Annotated in this window: 21 protein-coding genes; 16 read left to right on the top strand and 5 right to left on the bottom strand. The window is 66.5% G+C overall.

What is annotated here, in order from left to right; genetic code table 11:
• The first annotated feature begins 3 nt into the window (after nucleotides 1–3).
• Entirely contained in the window at nucleotides 4–1,368 is a 1,365-nt protein-coding gene (locus FHW85_RS04760; RefSeq protein ID WP_167257463.1) for an amino acid permease, read from the top strand.
• Between the two features lie 59 nt (nucleotides 1,369–1,427).
• Nucleotides 1,428–1,712 (top strand): hypothetical protein, encoded by a 285-nt coding sequence (locus FHW85_RS04755; protein WP_168647537.1) that lies wholly within the window; start codon nucleotides 1,428–1,430, stop codon nucleotides 1,710–1,712.
• Nucleotides 1,713–1,808: 96 nt separating this feature from the next.
• On the opposite strand, the gene FHW85_RS04750 is transcribed toward FHW85_RS04755, so the two are convergent.
• On the bottom strand, nucleotides 1,809–2,636 hold the full coding sequence (locus FHW85_RS04750) for an alpha/beta hydrolase (RefSeq protein WP_168647536.1): 828 nt from the start codon (nucleotides 2,634–2,636) through the stop codon (nucleotides 1,809–1,811).
• Nucleotides 2,637–3,018: 382 nt separating this feature from the next.
• Here FHW85_RS04750 and tal point away from each other — a divergent pair, with 382 nt between their 5' ends.
• Nucleotides 3,019–4,101 carry a transaldolase gene (gene tal, locus FHW85_RS04745; RefSeq protein ID WP_168647535.1) on the top strand — a complete coding sequence of 361 codons (1,083 nt, stop codon included), beginning with the start codon at nucleotides 3,019–3,021 and terminating at the stop codon, nucleotides 4,099–4,101.
• Between the two features lie 36 nt (nucleotides 4,102–4,137).
• Nucleotides 4,138–6,186 (top strand): transketolase, encoded by a 2,049-nt coding sequence (gene tkt / locus FHW85_RS04740; protein WP_168647534.1) that lies wholly within the window; start codon nucleotides 4,138–4,140, stop codon nucleotides 6,184–6,186.
• Between the two features lie 3 nt (nucleotides 6,187–6,189).
• Here tkt and gnd read toward each other — a convergent pair whose 3' ends face one another.
• The gene (gnd, locus tag FHW85_RS04735) at nucleotides 6,190–7,095 is read right to left on the bottom strand and encodes a phosphogluconate dehydrogenase (NAD(+)-dependent, decarboxylating) (protein WP_168647533.1); all 906 of its coding nucleotides are present in this window, start codon (nucleotides 7,093–7,095) and stop codon (nucleotides 6,190–6,192) included.
• A 97-nt stretch (nucleotides 7,096–7,192) separates the two neighbouring features.
• On the opposite strand from gnd, the gene FHW85_RS04730 reads away from it, so the two are divergent.
• A complete protein-coding gene (locus FHW85_RS04730) occupies nucleotides 7,193–7,429 on the top strand; it encodes a hypothetical protein (protein WP_167257456.1) in 237 nt (78 codons plus the stop codon).
• A 118-nt stretch (nucleotides 7,430–7,547) separates the two neighbouring features.
• Nucleotides 7,548–8,735 (top strand): acyltransferase, encoded by a 1,188-nt coding sequence (locus FHW85_RS04725; protein WP_168647532.1) that lies wholly within the window; start codon nucleotides 7,548–7,550, stop codon nucleotides 8,733–8,735.
• Here FHW85_RS04725 and FHW85_RS04720 read toward each other — a convergent pair.
• The 3 genes from FHW85_RS04720 to FHW85_RS04710 all read right to left on the bottom strand — a co-directional run bounded on the left by FHW85_RS04720 (nucleotide 8,707) and on the right by FHW85_RS04710 (nucleotide 10,709).
• Nucleotides 8,707–9,375, bottom strand: coding sequence for a DoxX family protein (locus tag FHW85_RS04720; protein WP_168647531.1), 669 nt, complete (start codon nucleotides 9,373–9,375; stop codon nucleotides 8,707–8,709). The genes FHW85_RS04725 and FHW85_RS04720 overlap by 29 nt on opposite strands.
• A gap of 137 nt (nucleotides 9,376–9,512) precedes the next feature.
• Nucleotides 9,513–9,710 carry a hypothetical protein gene (locus FHW85_RS04715; RefSeq protein WP_167257453.1) on the bottom strand — a complete coding sequence of 66 codons (198 nt, stop codon included), beginning with the start codon at nucleotides 9,708–9,710 and terminating at the stop codon, nucleotides 9,513–9,515.
• Nucleotides 9,711–9,815: 105 nt separating this feature from the next.
• Nucleotides 9,816–10,709 (bottom strand): AraC family transcriptional regulator, encoded by an 894-nt coding sequence (locus FHW85_RS04710; RefSeq protein WP_168647530.1) that lies wholly within the window; start codon nucleotides 10,707–10,709, stop codon nucleotides 9,816–9,818.
• A gap of 162 nt (nucleotides 10,710–10,871) precedes the next feature.
• Here FHW85_RS04710 and FHW85_RS04705 point away from each other — a divergent pair, with 162 nt between their 5' ends.
• From FHW85_RS04705 to FHW85_RS04660, 10 genes are all read left to right on the top strand, one after another.
• The gene (locus tag FHW85_RS04705) at nucleotides 10,872–11,642 is read left to right on the top strand and encodes an SDR family oxidoreductase (RefSeq protein WP_168647529.1); all 771 of its coding nucleotides are present in this window, start codon (nucleotides 10,872–10,874) and stop codon (nucleotides 11,640–11,642) included.
• Nucleotides 11,643–11,760: 118 nt separating this feature from the next.
• A complete protein-coding gene (gene ampC, locus FHW85_RS04700; RefSeq protein ID WP_168647528.1) occupies nucleotides 11,761–12,933 on the top strand; it encodes a class C beta-lactamase in 1,173 nt (390 codons plus the stop codon).
• A gap of 146 nt (nucleotides 12,934–13,079) precedes the next feature.
• Nucleotides 13,080–13,769, top strand: coding sequence for a secretin and TonB N-terminal domain-containing protein (locus tag FHW85_RS04695; protein ID WP_168647527.1), 690 nt, complete (start codon nucleotides 13,080–13,082; stop codon nucleotides 13,767–13,769).
• Between the two features lie 7 nt (nucleotides 13,770–13,776).
• Nucleotides 13,777–14,319 (top strand): RNA polymerase sigma factor, encoded by a 543-nt coding sequence (locus tag FHW85_RS04690; protein ID WP_168647526.1) that lies wholly within the window; start codon nucleotides 13,777–13,779, stop codon nucleotides 14,317–14,319.
• Between the two features lie 5 nt (nucleotides 14,320–14,324).
• A complete protein-coding gene (locus tag FHW85_RS04685; RefSeq protein ID WP_168647525.1) occupies nucleotides 14,325–15,296 on the top strand; it encodes a DUF4880 domain-containing protein in 972 nt (323 codons plus the stop codon).
• An 863-nt stretch (nucleotides 15,297–16,159) separates the two neighbouring features.
• Complete coding sequence (locus FHW85_RS04680) at nucleotides 16,160–17,758, top strand: ShlB/FhaC/HecB family hemolysin secretion/activation protein (protein WP_210427708.1); 1,599 nt, start codon at nucleotides 16,160–16,162, stop codon at nucleotides 17,756–17,758.
• Nucleotides 17,759–17,808: 50 nt separating this feature from the next.
• Entirely contained in the window at nucleotides 17,809–19,599 is a 1,791-nt protein-coding gene (locus FHW85_RS04675; protein WP_168647524.1) for a DUF2341 domain-containing protein, read from the top strand.
• 14 nt (nucleotides 19,600–19,613) lie between these two features.
• On the top strand, nucleotides 19,614–20,021 hold the full coding sequence (locus tag FHW85_RS04670; protein ID WP_167257445.1) for a biopolymer transporter ExbD: 408 nt from the start codon (nucleotides 19,614–19,616) through the stop codon (nucleotides 20,019–20,021).
• Between the two features lie 2 nt (nucleotides 20,022–20,023).
• On the top strand, nucleotides 20,024–20,686 hold the full coding sequence (locus FHW85_RS04665; RefSeq protein WP_168647523.1) for an energy transducer TonB: 663 nt from the start codon (nucleotides 20,024–20,026) through the stop codon (nucleotides 20,684–20,686).
• 29 nt (nucleotides 20,687–20,715) lie between these two features.
• The gene (locus tag FHW85_RS04660; protein ID WP_168647522.1) at nucleotides 20,716–22,455 is read left to right on the top strand and encodes a putative porin; all 1,740 of its coding nucleotides are present in this window, start codon (nucleotides 20,716–20,718) and stop codon (nucleotides 22,453–22,455) included.
• The last annotated feature ends 7 nt before the right edge of the window (nucleotides 22,456–22,462 follow it).

The raw sequence follows: 22,462 nt of genomic DNA, 5'->3' as shown, positions 1-22,462 counted from the left end.
CTCATGCACACCAACGACTCGTTGCAACGCGGCCTCCAGGAGCGCCACATCCGCCTGATGGCGCTGGGTTCGGCCATCGGCGTGGGCCTGTTTCTCGGTTCCGCCAATGCGATCCGGCTCGCCGGCCCCGCCATCCTGCTTTCCTACGTGCTCGGCGGCCTGGCGATCTTCATCATCATGCGCGCGCTCGGCGAAATGGCCGTGCAGAATCCGGTGGCCGGCTCCTTCAGCCGTTATGCGCAGGATTATCTCGGGCCGCTGCCGGGTTATCTCACCGGCTGGAATTACTGGTTCATGTGGCTGATGACCTGCATCGCGGAGATCACCGCGGTGGGCGTCTACATGGGCGTGTGGTTCCCGGATGTGCCGCAGTGGATCTGGGCGCTGGCGGCGCTGGTGACCATGGGCGCGGTCAATCTGGCGGCGGTGAAGGCGTACGGCGAGTTCGAATTCTGGTTCGCCATGATCAAGGTGGTGACCATCGTGCTCATGATTCTCGGCGGCGGCGCCATGATCGTGTTCGGCCTTGGCAACCAGGGCGTGCCGACCGGCATCAGCAACCTGTGGACGCATGGCGGCTTCATGCCCAACGGCGCCAAGGGCATGCTGATGGCCTTGCAGATGGTGATGTTCGCGTATCTGGGCGTGGAGATGATCGGCCTTACCGCGGGCGAGGCGGACAACCCGAAGAAATCCATTCCCGATGCGATCAACTCGGTGTTCTGGCGCATCCTGATCTTCTATGTCGGCGCACTGTTCGTGATCCTGTCGATCTACCCGTGGAACGAGCTGGGCACGCAGGGCAGCCCGTTCGTGATGACCTTCGAGCGGCTGGGCATCAAGTCGGCCGCGGGCATCATCAACTTCGTGGTGCTGACCGCGGCGCTGTCGTCCTGCAATGGCGGCATCTACAGCACCGGCCGCATGCTTTACAACCTGGCCCAGCAAGGGCAGGCGCCGCGCACGTTTGCCGTGACATCGGGCACCGGCATTCCGAACCGGGCGATCCTGGTGTCGCTCGTGGCCTTGCTGCTGGGCGTGCTGCTCAATTACCTGGTGCCGGCGAAAGTGTTCGTATGGGTTACCTCGGCGGCGACCTTCGGCGCGATCTGGACCTGGGGCATCGTGCTGATCACGCAGATGAAGTACCGCCGCAGCCTGAGCGATGCGGCACGCGAGCAGCTGGTCTTCCGCATGCCGTTCTTTCCCTACGCCTCGTATCTGGCGCTGGCGTTCCTGCTGCTGGTGGTCGGCTTGATGGCTTATTTTCCCGACACGCGCGTGGCCCTGGTGGTCGGGCCGCTGTGGCTGGTGTCGTTGACGGTGCTGTACTACGTATTCGGGCTGGGCCGTAAAGCGGTCGCGTAGAAGGCGGCCGAAGGGCCCTGGGCGACGGATGGGAATGGCTGTCCACGGGGGGAGCGGGTATGGGGCGATCCGCCAATACGGCTTTGGCGCTGGTGATGCTTGGCTGGCTGCTGGCCTGGTACGGCGTCATGTCGCAGTTCGGTGATCCGGCGCCGACGGTGCCGGAGTCCGTCATCAAAAGACAGCACGACGTTTCGACGACCATCTTGCTGCTCGGCATCGCGTGTCTGATGGGAACGCTGTGGCTATCGGGACGATCTTTCGCCGGGGCCCGCCGTCGTTCCTTGCTGGCGGCAGCACTGGTAGTCGTGCCGGCGGGTATCGTGCTGGCTGCGCTTTACTGAGCAGGCCGGGAGGCAGTTCGAAGGGGATCATGCCGGTGGACAACGTGCCATCAGAGATAGGCGGCCTCGTGCTTCCACGAAGCCGCCATCGGCACATCAAGCTTTGATGAAGCTCAGGATGTCGTTATTGATCACATCCGCATGCGTCGTCGCCATCCCGTGCGGAAAGCCGGGATAGATCTTCAAGGTGGCGTTCTTCAGGATCTTCGCCGACAGTACGCCGGCATCCTGGTACGGCACCACTTGGTCGTCGTCGCCGTGCAGCACCAGGGCGGGCTGCTCGATCTTCTTCAGGTCCTCGGTGAAATCCGTTTCCGAGAAGGCCTTGATGCAGTCGTAATGGGCCTTGGTGCCGCCCATCATGCCCTGGCGCCACCAGTTGCGGACAATGCCGTCGGAGACCTTGGCGCCCGGGCGATTGAAGCCGTAGAACGGGCCGGCGGGGATATCCAGGAAGAACTGCGCGCGATTGGCCACCAGCTGCTTGCGGAAATCGTCGAACACTTCGATCGGCGTGCCGCCCGGGTTGTTGGCGCTCTTCACCATGATCGGCGGCACCGCGCCGATCAGCACGATCTTGGCCGTGCGCTTCTGGCCGTGGCGCGCCACATAGGCCGCCACTTCGCCGCCGCCGGTGGAGTGGCCGATATGGATGGCGTCGCGCAGGTCCAGCGCCTCGGTGAGGGCGGCGAGGTCGGCCGCATAATGCTCCATGTCGTTGCCGGTGTCGGTCTGGGTGGAACGGCCGTGGCCGCGGCGATCGTGCGCGATCACGCGGTAGCCGTGGTCCAGGAAGAACAGCATCTGGGCGTCCCAGTCGTCCGAGGACAGCGGCCAGCCATGGCTGAAGACGATGGGCTGCCCCTTGCCCCAGTCCTTGTAGAAGATCTCGACTCCGTCTTTGGTAACGATCTTGTCGGTCATGGCGTGCACTCCGTGGATGAAGGCTGAGGTCTCTGCGCAGCTGCCGAGCATGCTACGCAAAGGCAGCCAGCGTATCGCCGGCGGCGCCAAAGTCACAGCGCTTCGTGGATGACACAGTGTTTCCTTGTCGGCGCGGTTGGCATTTCTTTTGCCACGCCCGTTCAAGGCCTGAAGCATGTATCGCCGCTGCTACGCCTTCGTGACCCTGCGCCGTACCCGCCGAAGCGGACGCGAGCCCGCGCGCATGCATGGCGTGGGCGCGTTGCATGCCTGGATTTAACGGCGGCTGCAGCACAGTCCAGCTTTGCCCTGGCCGGAACGCATGCCCAAGCGCAGACCACGCCGCCATGTCGAAGCCGCCAGCATCCCTTCGAGGCCAACCATGAAGCCCATCCAGCAATTGCGCCAGCTCGGCCAGAGCCTCTGGCTGGACAACATCACCCGCGACATGCTCGACGACGGCAGCTTGCGCCGCTATATCGACGAACTGTCGATCACCGGGCTTACTTCCAACCCGAGCATCTTCAACGCCGCCATCGGCGAAGGCCGCGCCTACGACGGCGATATCCGCGCAAAGGCGCGCGCGGGCCTGGCCGGCGAGGATCTTTTCATCGAGCTGGCGCTGGACGATCTGCGCCGTGCCGCCGACCTGTTCCGTCCGGCATTCAAGGCGAGCCAGCAGGCCGATGGCTGGGTGTCGATGGAAGTGTCGCCGCTGCTGGCGCACGACACCGAAGGCAGCATCCGTTCCGCCAGCGACATCCACGACAAGGCGCAGCGCCCGAATCTCTACGTAAAGATTCCCGGCACGCCGGAGGGTGTGCCGGCGATCGAAGCATCGATCTACGCCGGCGTGCCGATCAATGTGACCCTGCTGTTCTCGCGCGAGCAATACGTGGCGGTGGCGCAAGCCTATATGCGCGGCATCGAACGCCGCCTGGAGGCCGGGCTGGATCCGCGCGTGGGCTCGGTCGCTTCGCTGTTCGTCAGCCGCTGGGACGTGGCGGTGCAGGACAAGGTGCCGGAGGAATTGCGCAACCGGCTCGGCATCGCGATCGGCGGGCGCGTGTACCAGGCCTACCGGGAGCAGCTGGCGTCGAAGCGCTGGCAGGCATTGGCCGAGGCCGGCGCACGTCCGCAGCGTTTGTTGTGGGCCAGCACCGGCAGCAAGGACCCGAAGGCCTCCGACACCTTGTACGTCGAGGCATTGGCTGCGCCGGACACCATCGACACCATGCCCGACAAGACGCTGCTCGCGTTCGCGGACCACGGCACGGTCGGCAGCGCCATGCGCACCGACGGCGGCGATGCGGAACAGGTGCTGGCGCGCTTTGCCGATGCCGGCGTGGATATCGACGCGCTCGCGCAGCAGCTGCAGCAGGAAGGCGCGGCTTCGTTCGTGAAGTCCTGGAAGCAACTGCTGCAGCGCATCGCCGAAAAGAGCGGGCGGCTGGCTGGCGCCTGAGCGGCGCATTCCCCTTCACGACATCAGGTGACCCGCATGGCGGACGATCTCGACCAGAAATGCATCAACACCATCCGCTTCCTGTCGGTGGACATGGTGCAGAAAGCCAACAGCGGGCACCCCGGCCTGCCGCTCGACGCGGCGCCGATGGCCTACGTGCTGTGGACGCGCTGGCTGAAATACCACCCGGCCAACCCGGACTGGTTCGACCGCGACCGTTTCGTGCTTTCGGCCGGCCACGGCTCGGCATTGCTTTACAGCCTGCTGCACCTCACCGGCTTCGACCTCTCGCTGGACGACATCAAGCAATTCCGTCAATGGGGCAGCAAGACGCCGGGACATCCGGAACGCGGCCACACGCCCGGCGTGGAAACCACCACCGGCCCGCTGGGGCAGGGCATGGCCAATGCGGTGGGCATGGCCATCGCCGAAGCGCAACTGGCGGCGCGCTACAACCGTCCCGGGCATACGGTGATCGACCACTGCACCTATGCCCTCGTGAGTGACGGCGACCTGATGGAAGGCGTGGCCTCCGAAGCCGCGTCGCTGGCGGGAGACCTCAAGCTGGGCAAGCTGATCTGCCTGTACGACCAGAATTCGGTGACGCTCTCCGCCGGCACCGACATCACCTTCGGCGAGGACGTGCGGCGCCGTTTCGATGCCTACGGCTGGCATACCATCGCGGTGGCGGACGGCAACGACCTGATCGCGCTGGACGCGGCACTGGAGACCGCGCGCGCGAAGACCACGCGGCCGACCATGATCCTGGTGCGCACGCACCTGGGCTATGGTTCGCCGGAGCAGGACCAGTTCAAGGCGCATGGCTCGCCGCTGGGCGAAGAGAGCGTGCGCAAGACCAAGCAGAAGCTGGGTTGGCCGACGGAGCCGGACTTCCTGATTCCCAACGATGCGCTGGCGCATTTCCGCCAGGCGCAGCGGCGCGGTGAGCGGTGGGAGGCGGCGTGGAATGAACGGATGGCGGCCTACGCGCAGGCCTTTCCGGGCCTCCACGAGGACTTGCAGCTGCTGATCCGGCGCGAGCTTCCCAAGGACTGGGATGCCGGCATTCCCAGCTTTCCAGCCGACGCCAAGGGCATGGCCACGCGCGATGCTTCCGGCAAGGTGATGAACGCCTTCGTGTCGAAAGTACCCGGTTTCACCGGCGGTTCGGCCGATCTCGATCCGTCGACCATGACGGCGTTGAAGGGGCAGGGCGATTTCCATCCCGGCGCGGCGCAGGGCGCCGACCTGCAAGGCACCGACTCCGCCGGCTGGAGCTATGCCGGCCGCAATGTCCACTTCGGTGTGCGCGAGCACGCGATGGGCGCCATCGCCAACGGCCTGGCGGCGCATGGCGGCATGATTCCGTTCGGCTCTACCTTCCTGATCTTCTCCGACTATATGCGGCCGCCGGTACGGCTGGCGGCGCTGATGAAACTGCACGTGATCCACGTGTTCACCCACGACAGCGTGGCGCTGGGCGAGGACGGACCGACACATCAGCCGGTGGAGCAGCTGGCGAACTTGCGCGCGATTCCCAACCTGTTGCTGATCCGCCCCGCCGATGCCAACGAGACCGCGGTGGCCTGGCGCGTGGCCATGGAAACCAAGGATCGCCCGGTGCTGCTCGCACTGACCCGGCAGAAGGTGCCCACGCTGGATCGCGAGCGCTGCGCGGCGGCCGACGGCCTGCGCCGCGGCGGCTACGTGCTGTTCGATACGCCGGGCCGCAAGCCCGAGCTGATCCTGATCGCCAGCGGCTCGGAAGTGAGCCTGATCGTGGCCGCCGCGGAACGCCTGCAAAGCGATGGCGTGGCGGTGCGTTGCGTGTCGATGCCGTGCTGGAAACTGTTCGACGCATTGAGCCAGGAGCAACGCGACGAGGTGCTGCCGCCTTCGGTCGGCGCCCGGCTGGCCGTGGAGCTTGGCGTGTCCCAGGGCTGGGAACGCTATATCGGCCCGCGCGGCGACATGCTGGGCATCGAGCACTTCGGCGCGTCGGCGCCGGCCGAAGTGCTGCTGGAGAAATTCGGCTTTACCGCGGACGGGGTCTACGCCCGCGCCAAGGCGCTGCTCGCCAGGTAGTGCTTATTCCTTGGCGACGGCATGCCCGCCGAACTCGTTGCGCATGGAGGCCAGCAGCTTGTCGGCGAAGGATTCCTTGTCGCGCGAACGCAAGCGTTCGATCAGCGATTGCGCGATCACCGGCACGGGCACATTGAGCTCGATCGCCTCGTCCACCGTCCAGCGGCCTTCGCCGGAATCCGGCACGTACGGCGCGATGCCGGCCATCTCCGGGTTCTTGCCCAGCGCGTCGGCGGTGAGGTCGAGCAGCCAGGAACGCACCACGCTGCCGTGGCGCCAGATCTCGGCGATCCGGTGCAGGTCGAGCGCGAATTCGGCTTTGTGCTTGAGGATCGAGAAGCCTTCGGCATACGCCTGCATCAGGCCGTACTCGATGCCGTTGTGGACCATCTTGGTGTAGTGGCCGGCACCGACCGGCCCGACGCGCGCCCAGCCACGATCGGGCGCCGGCGCAAGCGTCTCGAAAACAGGACGCAAGCGCTCGACCGCCGCTTCGTCGCCGCCGATCATCAGGCTGTAGCCCTCGTCCAGGCCCCAGATGCCGCCGCTGGTGCCGCTGTCGACATAGGCGATGCCGTGCTCGGCGAAGCGCTTCGCGCGGTGCTGGGTGTCCTTGTAGTAGGAGTTGCCGCCGTCGATCACGGTGTCGCCCGCGGCGAGCAGCGGCAGCAGCGTATCGAGACTGGCATCCGTGGGATCGCCCGCCGGTACCATCAGCCACAGCGCGCGCGGCGCGGGCAGGGTGGCGACCAGCGCGGCCAGCGATTCCGCCGAGGCGGCGCCCTTGTCTTCGAGCGCCTTGCGCGCAGCCGGTTGCGGATCGAAGCCGACGATGGCGTGGCCGCCGCGCATCAGCCGCTGCGCCATATTGGCGCCCATCCTGCCCAGGCCGATCATGCCGAGTTTCATGGTGGGTTCCTCGCGTGGGTTGTCATGGCAGAGCGGCATGATGAACCATCGGAGCAGCCGGCGACATGTATTCGCCGCGAAAACCGAGGACGCTCCCATGGCCGAACGTTCGCAACAACCTGTGTCACCTGGTTTCGTCGTGCTGAAGCAGACCGCTGCGGGGCAGTGGCAGCTGCTGGGCGAAGCGAGGCGCAAGCCTGGCCTCACCGCACAGGCCGCGCGCACGCACGCGATCATGGAAGCGACGGGCGGCAAGGCAAAGGCGGGGGAAATCTATGCCGCGGTGCTGCGCAGCGAATGGCTGGTTGCGCAGAAATGGAGTCCGCCCGCTTAAACGTCCGCGTATTTCTAGGGCCTTATCGTCTCGGTGGAGGGGCGATTGATGGAAGGCGGCCGCACGGCACGATAATCTGCCTTCTCACCGCCATCCTCCTCCTTCCACCGCGAGCCCCATGACCGCCACGCCGCGCAACGTAGCCCTGGATCGACTGCGTTCCTTCGTCACGCTCCTGGTGCTGCTGCATCACAGCCTGCTCGCCTATCACCCCTATGCGCCGCCGGCGGCTCCGTTCAACGCGCCGGCCTTGCTTTGGACGGCCTTCCCGGTGGTGGACAGCGTGCGCCTGCCCGGCGCGGAGTGGGTGGTCGGCTTCAACGACGTGTTCTTCATGGCGCTGATGTTCCTGGTCTCCGGCCTGTTCGTGTGGCCTGCGCTGGCGCGCCGCGGCGCCGTGGATTTCATCGGCGAGCGGCTGCTGCGCCTTGCGGTGCCCTTCATGTATGCCGCCGCCGTGCTCGCGCCGCTGGCGTATTACCCGGCCTGGCGGATAAGCGGTGGCGGCGGTGGCGGCCTGGGTGTGCTGGCGTTTCTGCAGGACTGGATGCGCTTGAGCGTGTGGCCGGCGGGGCCGGCCTGGTTTCTCTGGGTCTTGCTGGTGTTCGGTGTGCTTGCTGCGGGCGTGTATGCGCTTGCGCCGAAAGCCGGCGCGGCGCTCGGGCGCCGGCTGACAGGGCAGAAGCCGATCGTGCTGTTCGGTGTGTTGGCGGGCCTTTCGGCGCTGGTCTATCTGCCGGCGACGCATACGGTGGATCCGCAGGCCTGGCTCAGTTTCGGCCCGTTCTTCGTGCAGATCAGCCGCGCGCCGATCTATGCGCTGTACTTCGTAGTGGGCATCGGCATGGGTGCCATGACGTTCGAGCAAGGGCTGCTCGCGCCGGATGGCCCGCTGGCGCGGCAATGGCGGGATTGGCTGGTTTCGGCGCCGGTGGTGTACGTGCTGCTGGTGGCCATTCAGATGGGCCTGGCCAAGGCGCAGGGCGCGGCAGCGTCAACGGATATCTGGCGCATTGCGGAGAACCTCGCCTTCGTCGCCTCCTGCGCGGTGTCGTGCATCGCCTTCCTCGCGCTGTTCCTGCGTTTTTTCAAGCGCGGCGGCCGGATCGGCAACAGCTTGTCGCGCAATGCCTATGGCATCTATCTGGTGCACTACGTGTTCGTGACCTGGCTGCAGTGGACGCTGCTCGACCGGCCGCTGCCGGCGTTCGAAAAGGCGCTGATCGTCTTCGTGGGAGCCGTGCTGCTCAGCTGGCTGACCACGGCGATCCTGCGGCTTATCCCCGGAATCGCCCGCGTGCTTTGAGCCGCTGCGCCAGCAGTAGCACGCAGGCCGCGGCCAGCAGCATGCGCAGGGCATCGAGCGCATCGCCGAATGGATCGCCGTTGCGCACATGCGTGGCGATGGCGCCGAGCATCATCAGCGCGAGCACCGCTGCCGCCACCGGGCGCAGGGGGCGCAGCAGCAGTGCAAAGGCGCACAGGCTTTCGACCGCCATCACCACGTACATCGACCACACCGGATAACCGGAAGCCTGGAAGAACTGCCGCATCTGTGCATCGTGCAGGGCCTTGCCGATCTCGAAGCCGATGAAGTTGAGCGCGACGTAAACCGATAGCGCCGCGGCCAGCCTGGCGGCAGCCTGCGTGCCGTGGGACCGCTGCCTGGCCGCATCGACCGTCGCCACCGCCGCCATGCCCACCAGCCACGGGCCGAGTGACACGGTGCCGCTCGTCAGTTGGCGCAGGAGGTTCTTCATCGCATCCGGCACCACCGGCAACAGCGCCACGCCGGCCAGCCATGCCAGGCCCAGAAGCAGGCACGCGCCCACCACGATGGCCGACAGCGTCCGCCGCCCTTGCGTACGGATGGGTAGGAGAAGAATGCCCAGGGCGAGCAGCGCCGCGATCCCCGCATGCGCCAGAAAGACCGAGGTATCCGACATGGGCTGCGGGTTGCGTTGGGAAGGTGGGCGAGTCTACCCAGGCTTCACCGCCGGCCCGCCCGTGCCGGAAGTCCCGTGGGACGCGGCCTGGGGCGGGGCGGCCATATGCGCGGAAGAGATGTCCCGGAGTGGCAGGGTTACTTCCGGGTGCCCGGACGCTTGACGTCCGGCTTGGACGGCGCTTCGCCGGTATGGTTCGGGTCGCGGTCGTAGTGGTTGGACTTGGTATAGCTCTTCACTTTCTCGCCCACCGGGGCTTTTTTCTTGTCCACCGGCTTGCTCGCGTAGGCAGAGTGGATTTCGGCTAGCGAGATGTCTTTCGGGGGCTGGTTCATCGCAGTCTCCGCGGGCGGGAAAGATTCACCGTACACCTACTGCCCCCGAGAAGCGAATGCGGGAGGTCATTTCACTCGTTTTTCACGAGAGGCCGGTGCCGCGCCTCAAGCTACCGCCGTGCTCAAAGCCACCACATCCCGCCGCGGCGGCGCGCCGAACATCCGGGCGTATTCGCGGCTGAACTGCGAAGGGCTTTCGTAGCCCACGCGGTAGGCCGCCGATTCCGCGTTCGCTGCGCCCGCCATCATCAGATCGCGCGCTTCTAGCAGGCGCAGCTGTTTCTGGTACTGCAGCGGCGTCATCGCCGTAAGCGCCTTGAACTGGCGATGGAAGGCCGATGGGCTGAGGCGGGCAATCGCAGCCAGCTCGTCGATGCGCACCGGTTTGCGGAACTGGTCGCGCAGGCGGTGCAGGGCTTTCATCATGCGCTGGGTATGTCCGGAGCCGAGCACCACATCGGCAATCTCCCCTCCATGCGGCCCGGCCAGCAGCCAGTAGCAGAGTTCGCGCTTGATCATCGGCGCCAGCACCGCAATCGCGTCCGGCGTGTCGAGCAGGCGCGCCAGGCGCAGCACGCATTCGGTAGTGGGGCCGGTGAAGTCGGCAACGAAGATGCCACGCTGCGCGCTGCCCGACAGCGGTGGCGGCGCCGGCATGCTCTCCAGCATCTCGCGCATCGCCGCGGGATCGAACTCGATCACCACGCACAGATAAGGCTCCGCCGGACTGGCGCGCGTGACGCGGCTGAGGCCCGGCATGTGCACGCTGACCACCAGCGCCTGTCCGGCGCTGTAGTCGTAGCGCCGGCCACCGAAGATGCTGCACTTGGCGCCTTGCACCACCACGCACAGCACCCGCTGCGATACCAGGTGCGTGGGATGCTGCTGCCGTCGATCGGCGCGGATGAACGAAACGCCTTTGATCGGCGTTTCGTGGAAGCCTTCGCCGCCACGCCCGCCGGTATGGCGCTTGACGATATCGATCAGCGTGTCAGCCATGGCGCAATCCCCGGTATGCATGCAATGGATGCTAGCGCCATTCTCGCCCCCGGCAACGGGGCCCGAGCAGGATCGGGCAAGAACACGGCCGGTTCCGGCATTCGATGCGGCGCTGGCGGCGCCTAAGCTTGCCGCCGTTTTCCTCCTCCCCGCAGGTCTGCCATGAATACCAGCGTCACCGGAAACAAGATCGCCATCGTCACCGGCGGAAGCCGTGGCCTCGGCCGCAACACCGTGCTGCACCTCGCGCGCCGCGGCGTGGACAGCGTCTTTACCTACCGCGCCAACCAGGCGGAGGCCGCCGAGGTAACCCGGCTAGCCGCCGAAGCCGGACGCAAAGCCATCGCCTTGCAGCTCGACACCGGCGATACCGCGCAGTTCGACGGCTTCGTCGGCGAGGTGCGCAAGGCGCTGGCCGCGCTGGGTGCGGAGCGCTTCGACTACCTGGTCAACAACGCCGGCACCTCGCACCACGCGCCGATCGCCGAGACCACGGAAGAAGACATGGACAGCCTGTACCGCGTGCACTTCAAGGGCGTGTTCTTCCTCACCCAGAAAATGCTGCCGCTGATCAACGACGGCGGCCGTATCGTCAACATCTCCAGCGGCCTGACTCGCTTTTCGTTCCCCGGCAGCGCGCCGTATGCCTCGATGAAGGGCGCGGTCGAAGTGCTGACGCGCTATCTGGCCAAGGAGCTGGGCCCGCGCGGCATTGCCGTCAACACGGTGGCGCCCGGCGCGGTGGAAACCGATTTCAGCGGCGGCATGGTGCGCGACAATCCCGAGATCAACCGTCGCGTGGCGGAATCTACCGCGCTTGGACGCCCCGGCCTGCCGGACGATATCGGCCCGATGATCGCCTCGCTGCTGATGGAGGACAATCGCTGGGTCAATGCGCAGCGCATCGAGGTATCCGGCGGCATGCTGATCTGAGGCAGCCTCCCGGTTGGCATCGGCGAGGCGCTTGCCCGCCGATTGCCAGGATTTCGCCCGATGGCGGTGCAGCGAGGCTTTTACTATCCCGCACCGCCATCGGATCGGAGCCATTACCTTGCCGTCTTTTTTCACCAGCTTCTGCACCGCCGGCCTGCTGCTGGCCGCAGGTTCCGTCCACGCCGTCACCCAACCGGACTTCGACAGCGAACTGCGCCGCATCGCCGATACTTTCATGCGCGACAACCACATCCCCGGCATGGCCATCGCCATCACCGTGGACGGCAAGGAGTGCTACTACAACTTCGGCGTGGCATCGAAGCAGAGCAAGCGGAAGGTGAGCAGCGACACGCTGTTCGAGCTGGGTTCGATCAGCAAGACCTTTATCGCGACGCTGGCCACTTATGCGCAGGCCGAAGGCAAGCTGTCGCTCGATAATCAAGTCGAGGATTACCTGCCGGAATTTAAAGGCAAGCCGTTCGGCAAGGTCGCGCTGTTCGACCTGGGTACGCACACTGCCGGAGGTTTTCCGCTGCAGGTGCCTGACGAAGTGGGCAATCATCGGCAACTCATCGATTGGCTGAAAGCGTGGCAACCGCGCTACCCGGAAGGCACCAGGCGCAGCTATTCCAATCCGAGCATCGGCATGCTCGGCCTGATCACCGCCGGCCGGATGGGCCAGCACTATGCCGACGCGGTCGAGCACACGCTGCTGCCCAAGCTGGGTCTGGCCGATACCTTTATCCGCATACCGGCTGACAAAAAGGCCGATTACGCGCAGGGCTACAACGGCGACGACAGCCCCGTGCACGTCAACCCCGGTGTGCTTGGCGACGAAGCATACGGCGTGATCTCCAGCGCGAAAGACCTGCTGCATTACGTCCACGTGCAGCTTGGCGAAACGCCGGTCGATGCGCTCATCCGCCGCGCCATCGCAGACACCCGCATCGCCTACTACCGGAGCGGCCCCATGATCCAGGACCTGGCCTGGGAGCAGTACCCCTATCCCGTCACCCGCGACGACCTGCTGCGCGGCAATAGCAGCCGGATGATCCGCGAAGACCAGCCCGTGACCGCGATCAAGCCCCCGCATCCGCCCACTGACGCCGTGCTGGTGAACAAGACCGGCGCCACCAACGGCTTCGGCGCCTACATCGCCTTCGTGCCGGCGAAGAAGCTGGGGCTGGTGATCCTCACCAATCGCAGCCATCCGACTGAGGCGAGGGTGGAGTTTGCGTATGAGGTGTTGAAGATGATGGATCCGGATGGGTTGGGCGGAGCCACGCACTGATCGAAGCACAACGGTGAACCGGGCCTTGCCTTACGCCACAGTTACAGAACTGACACAACCCACTGCTAGCCTCCCAAAACGTGTAGCCGATGTATAAAGCCTCACCCGGCGCGAGGTCGGGCCGACCGGCGATCCGGAGACGGTCTATGAAGTACGCCTGGTGGGTGCTGTTGGCAGCGTGTGGGTTTTGTGGGGGGGCGGGCCATGCCGTGGAGCAGCAGGTGGCGGACGTGGGGCCGGCCGACGATGCGCGCGGGCGCTGGTCTTTCGACATCGGTCCGCAGCCTTTGAGTAGCGCGGTGAGGGCATTCAGCGACGTGACGGGACAGGCCTTGCTGGTTGACGAGCGCCTGCTGGTGGGGCGTGTGTCCCCCGGCGTGCGCGGGGAATTCACGCCGGAGGACGCGTTGCGTCGGCTGCTGGCGGGCACGGGGCTGCGCGAGCGCTACACCTCGGACAAGGCTTTTACCTTGATGCCCGCGGTGGACACCGACATAGGCATCGCCAACATGGCGCCGTCCGCTGCACCCGCGGAAACCGCCGACACCGTCGTCGCCAGCTACGGCGCCGCCTTGCAGACCGCGGTGGAAGCCGCGCTCTGCCGCACGTCGCTCACGCGCCCGGGCGAATATCGCCTCGCCCTGCAGGTCTGGGTCGACGGCTCCGGCCAGTTGTATCGCCTGCGCCTGCTCGGCAGCACGGGGCGCGAAGAGCGCGACAAGGCAGTGGAGTCGATCCTTGGCGGTTTGCATGTCGATCCGCCGCCGCCTGGCCTGGCCCAGCCGCTCACATTGTTGCTGCTGCCCGCCGGCGCCTCGCGTCCGGCGCACTGCTGAGTTGGCGATGTCGACCTCGCTGTCGCTGATGGGCCTGTTCCTGGAATGGCAACCGGAGCTGCGCAAGCGGTTGCGCCGGCGGTTGGGCTCGGACGAACTGGTCAACGACGTATTGCAGGAAACCTATCTGCGCGTGGAGCGCCTGGGCGACAGCTCGCCGGTCTCGCACAACCCGGCCGGCTATCTGTTCCGCATGGCGCTCAACGTGGCGGCCGACCAGCGCCAGGCCGAATCGCGCTACCTCACCGGCGAAGAGGTCGAAGACCTGCTGCACATCGCCGACGAGGCGCTGGACCCGGCGCGCATCGCCCATGCCCGCATCGAGATCGCCGCGCTGGAGCATGCCATGGGCGAGCTCACCCTGCGCCAGCGCGAGATTCTGATCGCCGCCCGGGTGGACGACCTGCCGCAGCAGGAAATCGCCGACCGTTTCCGCATTTCGGTGCGCATGGTGGGCAAGGAACTGAAGAGGGCCCTGGAGCATTGCGGCGAGCGCCTGGATCGCCGCGTGGTGCAACGGTTCGGTCCCGGGGCCGGAAAAGCGTCTTGAAGGGTATGGAACCGAATTCCGCCAGCCTGAGCCACGATTCGCCGCTGCACCGCGAGGCGCGCGACTGGCTGCTGCTGCTCAAATCCGGCCGCGCCACGGCTGCGGATGCCCAGGGTTTTCGCCACTGGGTGGCGCAGAGCGTGGCGCATGCGCGTGCGTTCGCCGAGACGCGGTTGATGTGGGAGCGGCTGGGTGCCGCGTCGGCCCATGTGGCTCAGCGCGAGCGGGCGCCTGCGGTGGCGCCGCGGCGCATGACGCGGCGCGCTTTTCTGGGCGGGGCGGTGGCGGCTTCCGCTGCGGCGTTGCTGCTGGCGCAGCCGCCGTTCCGGCTGTGGCCCGGTATCTCCGATATGGCGGCGGATTTCCGCACTGCGACCGGTGAACAGCGTTCGGTGCAGGTTGCGCCTGGGGTCACGGTGGAGATGAATACGCAGACTGCGTTCAATCTGCGCAAGGTGGATGACCAGTTGGCCGGCATCGAATTGCTGGATGGAGAGATTCAGCTGCAGCTGGCTGAGGGCGCCGGGAATTTTACGGTGTGGGCGGCGAAGGGTGGCCTGCTGGCCAAGCCGGGGTCGCAGTGCAATGTGCGTTGCCTTGGGGGCGACGTGGAGGTCACCGCACTGGATGGCTCGGTGCGCGTTGACTACCGTGGGCAGAGTGAGGCGCTCGGTGCTGCGCAGCGGGCCAGTTACGGTGAGCGTGAACTGACGCCGCCGGCGTCGGCGGATCTTGAGCAGGCGATGGCTTGGCGGCGGCGGGTGTTGGTGTTTGATAACCGGCCGTTGTCGTATGTGGTGGCGGAGATTAATCGCTATCGGCCGGGGAGGTTGGTGTTGACCAACGATGTGTTGGGGGCGCGGATGGTGCATGCGCGGTTTTCGCTTAATCAGCTGGCGGATGTTGCGACGTTGATTCGGGAGGCCTTCGGCGCTCGAGTGACGGAGTTGCCGGGGGGCATCGTTCTCCTGAGTTGATGGGCGCTTGCGCTCTTAGGTTCGGCATCCCGGCGTGGGCCGGGATCCAGTAACGGTATCGTTTGATTTTCGCGGTGACGCGAACTGGCCGCTTATGCAGCGGGCATTTCGGACGCCTGCCGGCGCCCGAGTCACTTTCTCTTTGCTGGCTCAAAGAGAAAGTAACCAAAGAGAAATAGCCTAAGAGCAACGGCTCGCGACGCGACTAGAAGGAGCAGTGGGCGGCTGCGGTAGCCTGATTAACCTGGGTCTACACGAAACGGCAGTGCGTTTACGTAACGCGCGCTTCAACGTGCCGTTGCCGAGAGGACGTTCAAGAACTGCGGCCAGCTTCTGCTCTTCGCCCCTGCCTACCTCACGACATCACCCCTCTCCCCTCCGGGGAGAGGGCAGGGTGAGGGGCCGGGCGGAGCGTCGCGTGGGGTCTTGCCTCATGTGCAAAAGCTCCCGCTTGCTCTTCTTTGCCGCGTGAATTCCACGTCCAGCATGTCCATCCATATGACATTCCCATGTCATTGCTGGCCGCAAACAAGCCGAAACATCCTCCGTCATGAATTTTTCGTGACGCAGGTTCAGTTCCCTCGGAAGGGTTCCGTCTAAGGGCAAAGGAAGGCGGTACGGGCTGGGATGCCCACCGGAATTTCTTCGCCCGGTGCGCTTGTGGGTGTGCCGGAAATCTCGATCGGGCTATGGGCGCGGCTGGTGTGGCGCGCCCCGGGGGATGGTGTGCGTTTCATTGTCAAAGCGGTTCGGCCGTATGGACGGCCCGCATGCATGGGTGGCCTTGGATCGGACATGTGGCTGTCGCGAGGCGGTTATGCGTCGGCGCTTAGCTACGGGGACATCAGGAAAGGGACGACCGCATGGATCGGAGCGTCGCGATGAAGGGCCGCCGGCCGCTGGCTCTCGCCGTCATGCTGGCGCTGGCCTGGAACACGGTGCAGGCGCAGCAGGCCGCCGCTCCGGCGCAGGAAGCGCCGCAGCGCTTCGACGTCAACGAATACCTGGTGCGCGGCAATACGCTGCTGCAGGCGGTGGAGATCGAGCAGGCGGTGGAGCCGTTCCTGGGGCCGGGACGCAGCCTGGACGACGTGCACGGCGCGCGCGACGCGCTGCAGAAGATCTACCAGGCCAGGGGCTACCAGTCGGTCACGGTGGAAGTGCCGCCGCAGCAGGTGCGCGGCGGCGTGCTGCTGCTGAAGGTCACCGAGAACAGCATCGGCCGCGTGCGCGTGGAAGGCTCGCGCTACCACTCGCCGCAGGCTATCCGCGAAGCGGTGCCGGCGCTGGCCGAAGGCGCGGTGCCGAACTTCAACCAGGCACAGGAACAGCTCGCGCAGGTGAACCGCCAGCCGGGCCGGCAGGTGGTGCCGCTGCTGAAGCCCGGCAGCCTGCCGCAGACCATGGACGTCACGCTGAAGGTGGAAGACAGCTATCCGCTGCACGCCAGCCTTGAGGTCAACAACGACCACAGCGCCGACACGCCCGCGCTGCGCACCGTCGGCAACGTGCGCTACGACAATCTGTGGCAGCTGGGCCATACCGTTTCCGCCACCTACATCGTGGCGCCGCAGGATCGCCACGCCGTCGAGGTGTATGCACTGTCCTACCTGGCGCCGCTCGACAGCCAATGGAGCCTGCTCGGTTCCGGCTACAAGTCCAACAGCAATGCCAACACGCTCGGCGGCACCACGGTGCTGGGCAAGGGCAATGCGGTGAGCCTGCAGGCGATCCGCAACCTGCCGACCCTGGGCGACTACGGCCAGTCGTTCTCGCTCAGCGTGGCGCGCAAGCATTTCGACCAGCGCCTGACCGTGGGCGAGCAGCAGCAGGCGGTGCCGATCACCTACTACCCGCTGACGGTGGCCTATACCGGCCAGCGCACGCGCGACAGCTCCTCGCTGGGCCTGTCCATCGCCGGCAACTTCGGCGTGCGCGGCGCCGGCAGCGGGCGTCTCGAATTCGACAACCAGCGCTACAACGCGCGGCAGAACTTTGCCTACCTGCGCGTGGATGCCAACTACACGCGCGCATTTGCCAACGGCTATGCGTTCGCCTTCCACGCCAGCGGGCAGCTGGCCGATTCGCCGCTGGTGTCCAGCGAGCAGTTCGCCGCCGGCGGCGCCAACAGCGTGCGCGGTTTCCTGTCGGCGGAAGACACCGGCGACAACGGCGGCTCGGCCACGGTGGAACTGCGCAGCCCGTCGGTGGCTTCGTGGTTCGGCAAGTACGTGAACGAGTGGCGCTTCCACTGGTTCGTCGACGGCTCGCGCATCCTGCTGATCGATCCGCTGCCGGAGCAGCGCGGCCGCTTCACCTTGCTCAGCACGGGCCTGGGTACGCGCTTCACCTTGTTCGACACCGTCAGCGGCGAACTGGAATACGCCTGGCCGCTCAAGGACGGCTCGCGCACGCGCGCCCACGACGGGCGCTGGCTGTTCAGCCTCAAGGCCGGGCTTTGAGGAGCGCGGCGATGACACGGCTTTCTTTTTCTTCTAGGGGTGCAACGACGATGCGTTACCTGATCCTTGCGTGGCTGCTGTGCCTGGCCTGCCTGCCGCGCCTCTCGCTGGCGGCCGAGTCGGCCTGGTGGAACGACGACTGGTCCTACCGCAAATCCATCACGCTGGACACCAGCCCCACCGGCGCGCCGCTGCCGCAGTCGCCGGGCCGCATGCCGGTGCTGATCCGCCTGCATCCGGGCAACTTCCAGTTCGACGGCGTGGCGAAGGACGGCGCGGACCTGCGTTTCATCGCCGCCGACGGCAAGACGCCGCTGAACTACCAGATCGACAGCTTCGATCCGGTGATGGGCGTGGGCCAGGTCTGGGTGGACGTGAGCGAACTGCCGGCCAATGCGAAGCAGACCATCTGGATGTACTACGGCAACCCCAAGGCCACCGCGCAGAGCAGCGGCCCGGCCGCGTTCGACGCCGACCACACCCTGGTCTACCACTTCGAGGAAGCCGCCGCGGGCGCGCCCAAGGACGCCACCGCCTACGGCAACCATGCGCAGTCCGGCAGCGTACAGCCGGTGGACGGCGGCATCGTCGGCAAGGCCGCGCGTTTCGACGGCAACCAGGTGGTGACATTGCCATCCAGCGCTTCGCTCAACGCGGCGGCCGGCGGCGCCTTCACCTTCAGCGCGTGGATCAAGCTGGACGCGCTGCCCACCACGCCCACCGCCATCTACGCGCGGCACCAGGACGGCCGCGCGGTGGTGATCGGCCTCGACGGCGGCGCGCCCTATGTGGAAGCGAACGCCGGCCAGGGCGCGCAGCGCAGCGCCGCGGGCGAGCCGCTCAAGGCCGGGCAGTGGACGCAGCTCGCCGTTACTTTCGACGCGCAGCAGGCCACGCTCTACGTCAATGGCCAGAAGTATTCGACGCTGGCTGCCGCGATGCCGGCGCTGGGTTCCGCCGCCACGCTGGGCGGCGATGCGGCCGGGCAGGGCGCGGCGCTGGCGAATTTCCTTGGCCTGATGGACGAAGTGCGCCTGTCGCGCGTAGCGCGCTCGGCGGCCGCGATCGGCGTCGACGCACTGTCGCAGGGCGCCGAATCGAAGCTGGTGCAGTACGGCGAGGACGAAAAGAAATCCGGCGCCGGCTTCGGCTACTTCGGCGTCATCATCAAGTCGGTCACGCTCGACGCCTGGGTGGTGATCGCCATCCTGCTGGTGATGGCGGCGATCTCCTGGATGGTGATGTGGCAGAAGGGCCGCTACGTCAGCAGCGTCACCAACGCCAACGACCGCTTCCTGGAGCGCTACCGCGACCTCGGCATCAACCTGCTCGGCATGGGCGACGAAGGCACGCCGCGCGACCTGGCCGACTCCTCGCTGTACCGCCTCTACGAAGTGGGCAAGAAGGAAGTGTGGCGCCGCAAGGACGCCAAGGGCCGCCTGGTGATCGCCACCGAATCGATCGAGGCGATCCGCGCGGTGATGGATTCCACCCTGGTGCGCGAGAACCAGAAGCTGTCGCGCTCGATGGTCATGCTCACCATCGCCATCTCCGGCGGCCCGTTCCTGGGCCTGCTCGGCACGGTGGTCGGCGTGATGATCACCTTCGCGGCGATCGCCGCCGCGGGCGACGTCAACGTCAACGCCATCGCGCCGGGCATTTCCGCCGCGCTGCTGGCCACGGTGGCCGGCCTGTTCGTCGCGATCCCGGCGCTGTTTGGCTACAACTACCTGCTGACGCGCAACAAGGCGGTCACCGCGAACATGCAGGTGTTCGTCGACGAGTTCGTCACCCGCCTGGCCGAACTGCACCGCGACGCCGACCTCGGCGCGGCGGCTTAAGGGAGGGCGCGGCCATGCAGGTACAGGACGACGACAAGCCCTACGACGACATCAACATCACGCCGATGCTGGATCTCGCCTACGTGCTGCTGGTGATCTTCATCATCATGACCACCGCCTCGGTGCAGGGCGTGAAAGTCAACCTGCCCAAGGCCAGCGCCTCGGTCAGCCTGGCCAAGCCGCAGACCAAGGCGATCACCGTGTCCGACAGCGGGCAGATCTTCCTCGATGCGTTTCCGGTGACCCTCGGCGAACTCGAAGCGCGGCTGCGCACGCAGAAGGCGCTGACGCCGGAATTCCCGATCATCGTCAAGGGCGACGCCAACGTGCAGTACCAGAAGGTGGTCGACATCCTCGACCTGCTGCGCCGGCTGGATCTCTCGCAGGTCGGCCTGGTCACCGGCAAGGCGCCGGGCGGTTGACGATGAACAAGTCCGGACCGAGTCCGAAACGCTGGCGCGGACGCATCATCGGCATCGCCGCCGTGCTGCTGGCCGGCGCCCTGGTCTGGCACTACGCCGGGCACCAGGTCGGCGTGCGGCGCGAGGCGCCGCGCGTGCCCACCATCACGCCACTGCCGCCGCCTCCGCCGCCGCCGAAGGAAAAACCGCCGGAACCGCAGAAGCTGGAAGAGACCAGGCAGGAACTCCCGAAGCCGAACGAACCGGCCAAGCCGGTGGAAGCGCCGAAGGCGCCCGACGTGGCGCGGCAGGTGACCATCAACGGCGCGGCGCAGGCCGGCAACGACAGCTTCAACATCGGCGCGGGCGACGGCGGCGGCATGGTCGGCGCCGGCGGCGGCAACGGCGTCGGCGGTTCCTCGTACGAGCAATACCTCGGCTATGCCTTGCAGCAGGCGATTCAGCGCGACGAGCGCACGCGGCGCCTGGTGTTCGAAGTGAAGGTCAGCCTGTGGATCGACCCCAGCGGCCGCATCACCCGCGCCGAAATGCTCGCGCCCAGCGGCGCGCCCGCCACCGACGAAGCGCTGCTCGAGGTGCTGCGCGGCCTGAGCATCGATAGCCCGCCGCCGCCGCGCCTGAGCATGCCGGTGCGCGCGTCCATCCGCGGCAGGCGACCTGTATGAGCACGCCATTCTTTTCTCTGGAGCAGATCATGGATGTTTCGAGGTTTTCCAAGCAACGCGCACTGTGCCTGGCGATCGGCCTGCTGCTGGCCGGCGCCGCGCCGGCCGCGCTGGCGCAGAACGCCGCGCCGTCGCCCAGCGCCACCATCAACCTGATCCGCCTGATGGTGAAGAAGGGCCTGATCACCCAGGCCGATGCCGACGGCCTGATCGCCGAGGCGAATGCCGAAGCTGCGCAGGCGCAGAAGGCGCAGGCCCCGTCCGCGCTGGCCGCGAACGACGGCGCGCAGCCCGGCGACGTGCGCGTGCCCTACGTGCCGCAGAGCGTGCGCAACGAGATCCGCGAGCAGGTCAAGCAGGAAGTGATCGCGCAGGCGCGCAGCGAGCACTGGGCGCAGCCGGATGCGCTGCCGGAATGGCTGGACCGCATCGCCTGGTCCGGCGACATCCGCGTGCGCGACGAGGGCCGCTACTTCAGCCGCAGCAACTCGCCGTACTTCATCGATTACGCCGCGCTCAACCGCGGCGGTCCGTTCGACGTCAACCAGATCGGCCGCGGCGTCAATCCGCCCATCGCCAACACCCAGCAGAACCGCCCGAACATCCTGTCGATCCAGGCGCACCTGGGCGTGGACGTGAAGCTGGGCGACACCATCACCGCCGGCATCCGCATCGGCTCGGGCAACGACAACAATCCGGTATCGACCACCCAGGCGCTGGGCGGCGGCCTGGCCAAGAAGAACCTGTGGCTGGACCGCGCCTGGCTGCGCTGGCAGCCGCTGGAGTGGGGCGCGCTCACCGCCGGCCGCTTCGCCAATCCGTTCTTCGCCACCGACCTGATCTACTCGCCGGAGCTCAACTTCGACGGCATCGTCGGGCAGGGCCGCTGGAAGCTGGCCAGCGATATCGAGGGCTTCGCCAATGCCGGCGTGTTCCCGATCCAGTACGCCGGCAACGACACGCCCAGCCAGGCCTTCGGCTACCAGAAGAACCGCAGCGACCAGAAGTGGCTGTCCGCGGTACAGCTGGGCGCGCACTGGAAGATCGACGAGGACATGCAGTGGAGCGCCGCGCTGGCGTACTACTACTACGACAAGATGCGCGGCAGCCTGTCGCAGCCGTGCCCGATCTATACCGGCATCAATTTCTGCAGCACCGACGACGACGCGCCGCAGTACATGCAGAAGGGCAACTCGGTATTCCTGCTGCGCAACATCGTGCCGGACCCGTCCTCGCCGGGTAACTACGCGCAGCCGCAGCTGGTCGGCCTGGCCTACGACTACCACCTGCTCAACCTCACCAGCCAGTTCGATTTCGCGGTGGGCAGCACGCCGGTGCGCGTGCAGGCCGACTACGTGCGCAACCTGGCCTACCACGCCAAGGACGCGTTCCAGCGCTATCCCAACGGCCTGGGCCAGCCGGTGAACAACTACGAGGCCAGCACCGCGGCCAACGAATCCGGCCCGTACAAGAGCGGCCCGGTGGGCTGGCTGCTGCGCGGCATCCTGGGCAATCCCAGCCCGATGAAGGCGCACGACTGGAATGTGGCGTTCGGCTACAAGTACCTGCAGCCGGATGCGGTGCTCGACGGCCTCACCGATCCCAACTTCCACCTAGGCGGCACCAATGCCAAGGGCTTTATCGTCAGCGCCGACTACGGCATCGCCGAGCGCACCTGGCTGACCGCGCGCTATTTCAACGCCAGGCAGGTATTCGGTCCGCCGCTGTCGATCGACGTGGTGCAGCTCGAGATCAACAGCAAGTTCTGATGGAGGC

The sequence above is a fragment of the Dyella sp. SG609 genome (assembly GCF_012275375.1).
GTDB lineage: Bacteria > Pseudomonadota > Gammaproteobacteria > Xanthomonadales > Rhodanobacteraceae > Dyella_D > Dyella_D marensis.
Note: the sequence above shows the minus strand (reverse complement) of the source record. Positions and strands in the feature narration are given on the sequence as shown.

What these genes read in the sequence shown, in the direction of transcription:
- FHW85_RS04760 (WP_167257463.1), top strand. Translation starts at nt 4, where the DNA reads ATGCACACCAACGACTCGTTGCAACGCGGCCTCCAGGAGCGCCACATC.
- FHW85_RS04755 (WP_168647537.1), top strand. Translation starts at nt 1,428, where the DNA reads ATGGGGCGATCCGCCAATACGGCTTTGGCGCTGGTGATGCTTGGCTGG.
- FHW85_RS04750 (WP_168647536.1), bottom strand. Translation starts at nt 2,636, where the DNA reads ATGACCGACAAGATCGTTACCAAAGACGGAGTCGAGATCTTCTACAAG.
- tal (WP_168647535.1), top strand. Translation starts at nt 3,019, where the DNA reads ATGAAGCCCATCCAGCAATTGCGCCAGCTCGGCCAGAGCCTCTGGCTG.
- tkt (WP_168647534.1), top strand. Translation starts at nt 4,138, where the DNA reads ATGGCGGACGATCTCGACCAGAAATGCATCAACACCATCCGCTTCCTG.
- gnd (WP_168647533.1), bottom strand. Translation starts at nt 7,095, where the DNA reads ATGAAACTCGGCATGATCGGCCTGGGCAGGATGGGCGCCAATATGGCG.
- FHW85_RS04730 (WP_167257456.1), top strand. Translation starts at nt 7,193, where the DNA reads ATGGCCGAACGTTCGCAACAACCTGTGTCACCTGGTTTCGTCGTGCTG.
- FHW85_RS04725 (WP_168647532.1), top strand. Translation starts at nt 7,548, where the DNA reads ATGACCGCCACGCCGCGCAACGTAGCCCTGGATCGACTGCGTTCCTTC.
- FHW85_RS04720 (WP_168647531.1), bottom strand. Translation starts at nt 9,375, where the DNA reads ATGTCGGATACCTCGGTCTTTCTGGCGCATGCGGGGATCGCGGCGCTG.
- FHW85_RS04715 (WP_167257453.1), bottom strand. Translation starts at nt 9,710, where the DNA reads ATGAACCAGCCCCCGAAAGACATCTCGCTAGCCGAAATCCACTCTGCC.
- FHW85_RS04710 (WP_168647530.1), bottom strand. Translation starts at nt 10,709, where the DNA reads ATGGCTGACACGCTGATCGATATCGTCAAGCGCCATACCGGCGGGCGT.
- FHW85_RS04705 (WP_168647529.1), top strand. Translation starts at nt 10,872, where the DNA reads ATGAATACCAGCGTCACCGGAAACAAGATCGCCATCGTCACCGGCGGA.
- FHW85_RS04695 (WP_168647527.1), top strand. Translation starts at nt 13,080, where the DNA reads ATGAAGTACGCCTGGTGGGTGCTGTTGGCAGCGTGTGGGTTTTGTGGG.
- FHW85_RS04690 (WP_168647526.1), top strand. Translation starts at nt 13,777, where the DNA reads ATGTCGACCTCGCTGTCGCTGATGGGCCTGTTCCTGGAATGGCAACCG.
- FHW85_RS04685 (WP_168647525.1), top strand. Translation starts at nt 14,325, where the DNA reads ATGGAACCGAATTCCGCCAGCCTGAGCCACGATTCGCCGCTGCACCGC.
- FHW85_RS04680 (WP_210427708.1), top strand. Translation starts at nt 16,160, where the DNA reads ATGGATCGGAGCGTCGCGATGAAGGGCCGCCGGCCGCTGGCTCTCGCC.
- FHW85_RS04675 (WP_168647524.1), top strand. Translation starts at nt 17,809, where the DNA reads ATGCGTTACCTGATCCTTGCGTGGCTGCTGTGCCTGGCCTGCCTGCCG.
- FHW85_RS04670 (WP_167257445.1), top strand. Translation starts at nt 19,614, where the DNA reads ATGCAGGTACAGGACGACGACAAGCCCTACGACGACATCAACATCACG.
- FHW85_RS04665 (WP_168647523.1), top strand. Translation starts at nt 20,024, where the DNA reads ATGAACAAGTCCGGACCGAGTCCGAAACGCTGGCGCGGACGCATCATC.
- FHW85_RS04660 (WP_168647522.1), top strand. Translation starts at nt 20,716, where the DNA reads ATGGATGTTTCGAGGTTTTCCAAGCAACGCGCACTGTGCCTGGCGATC.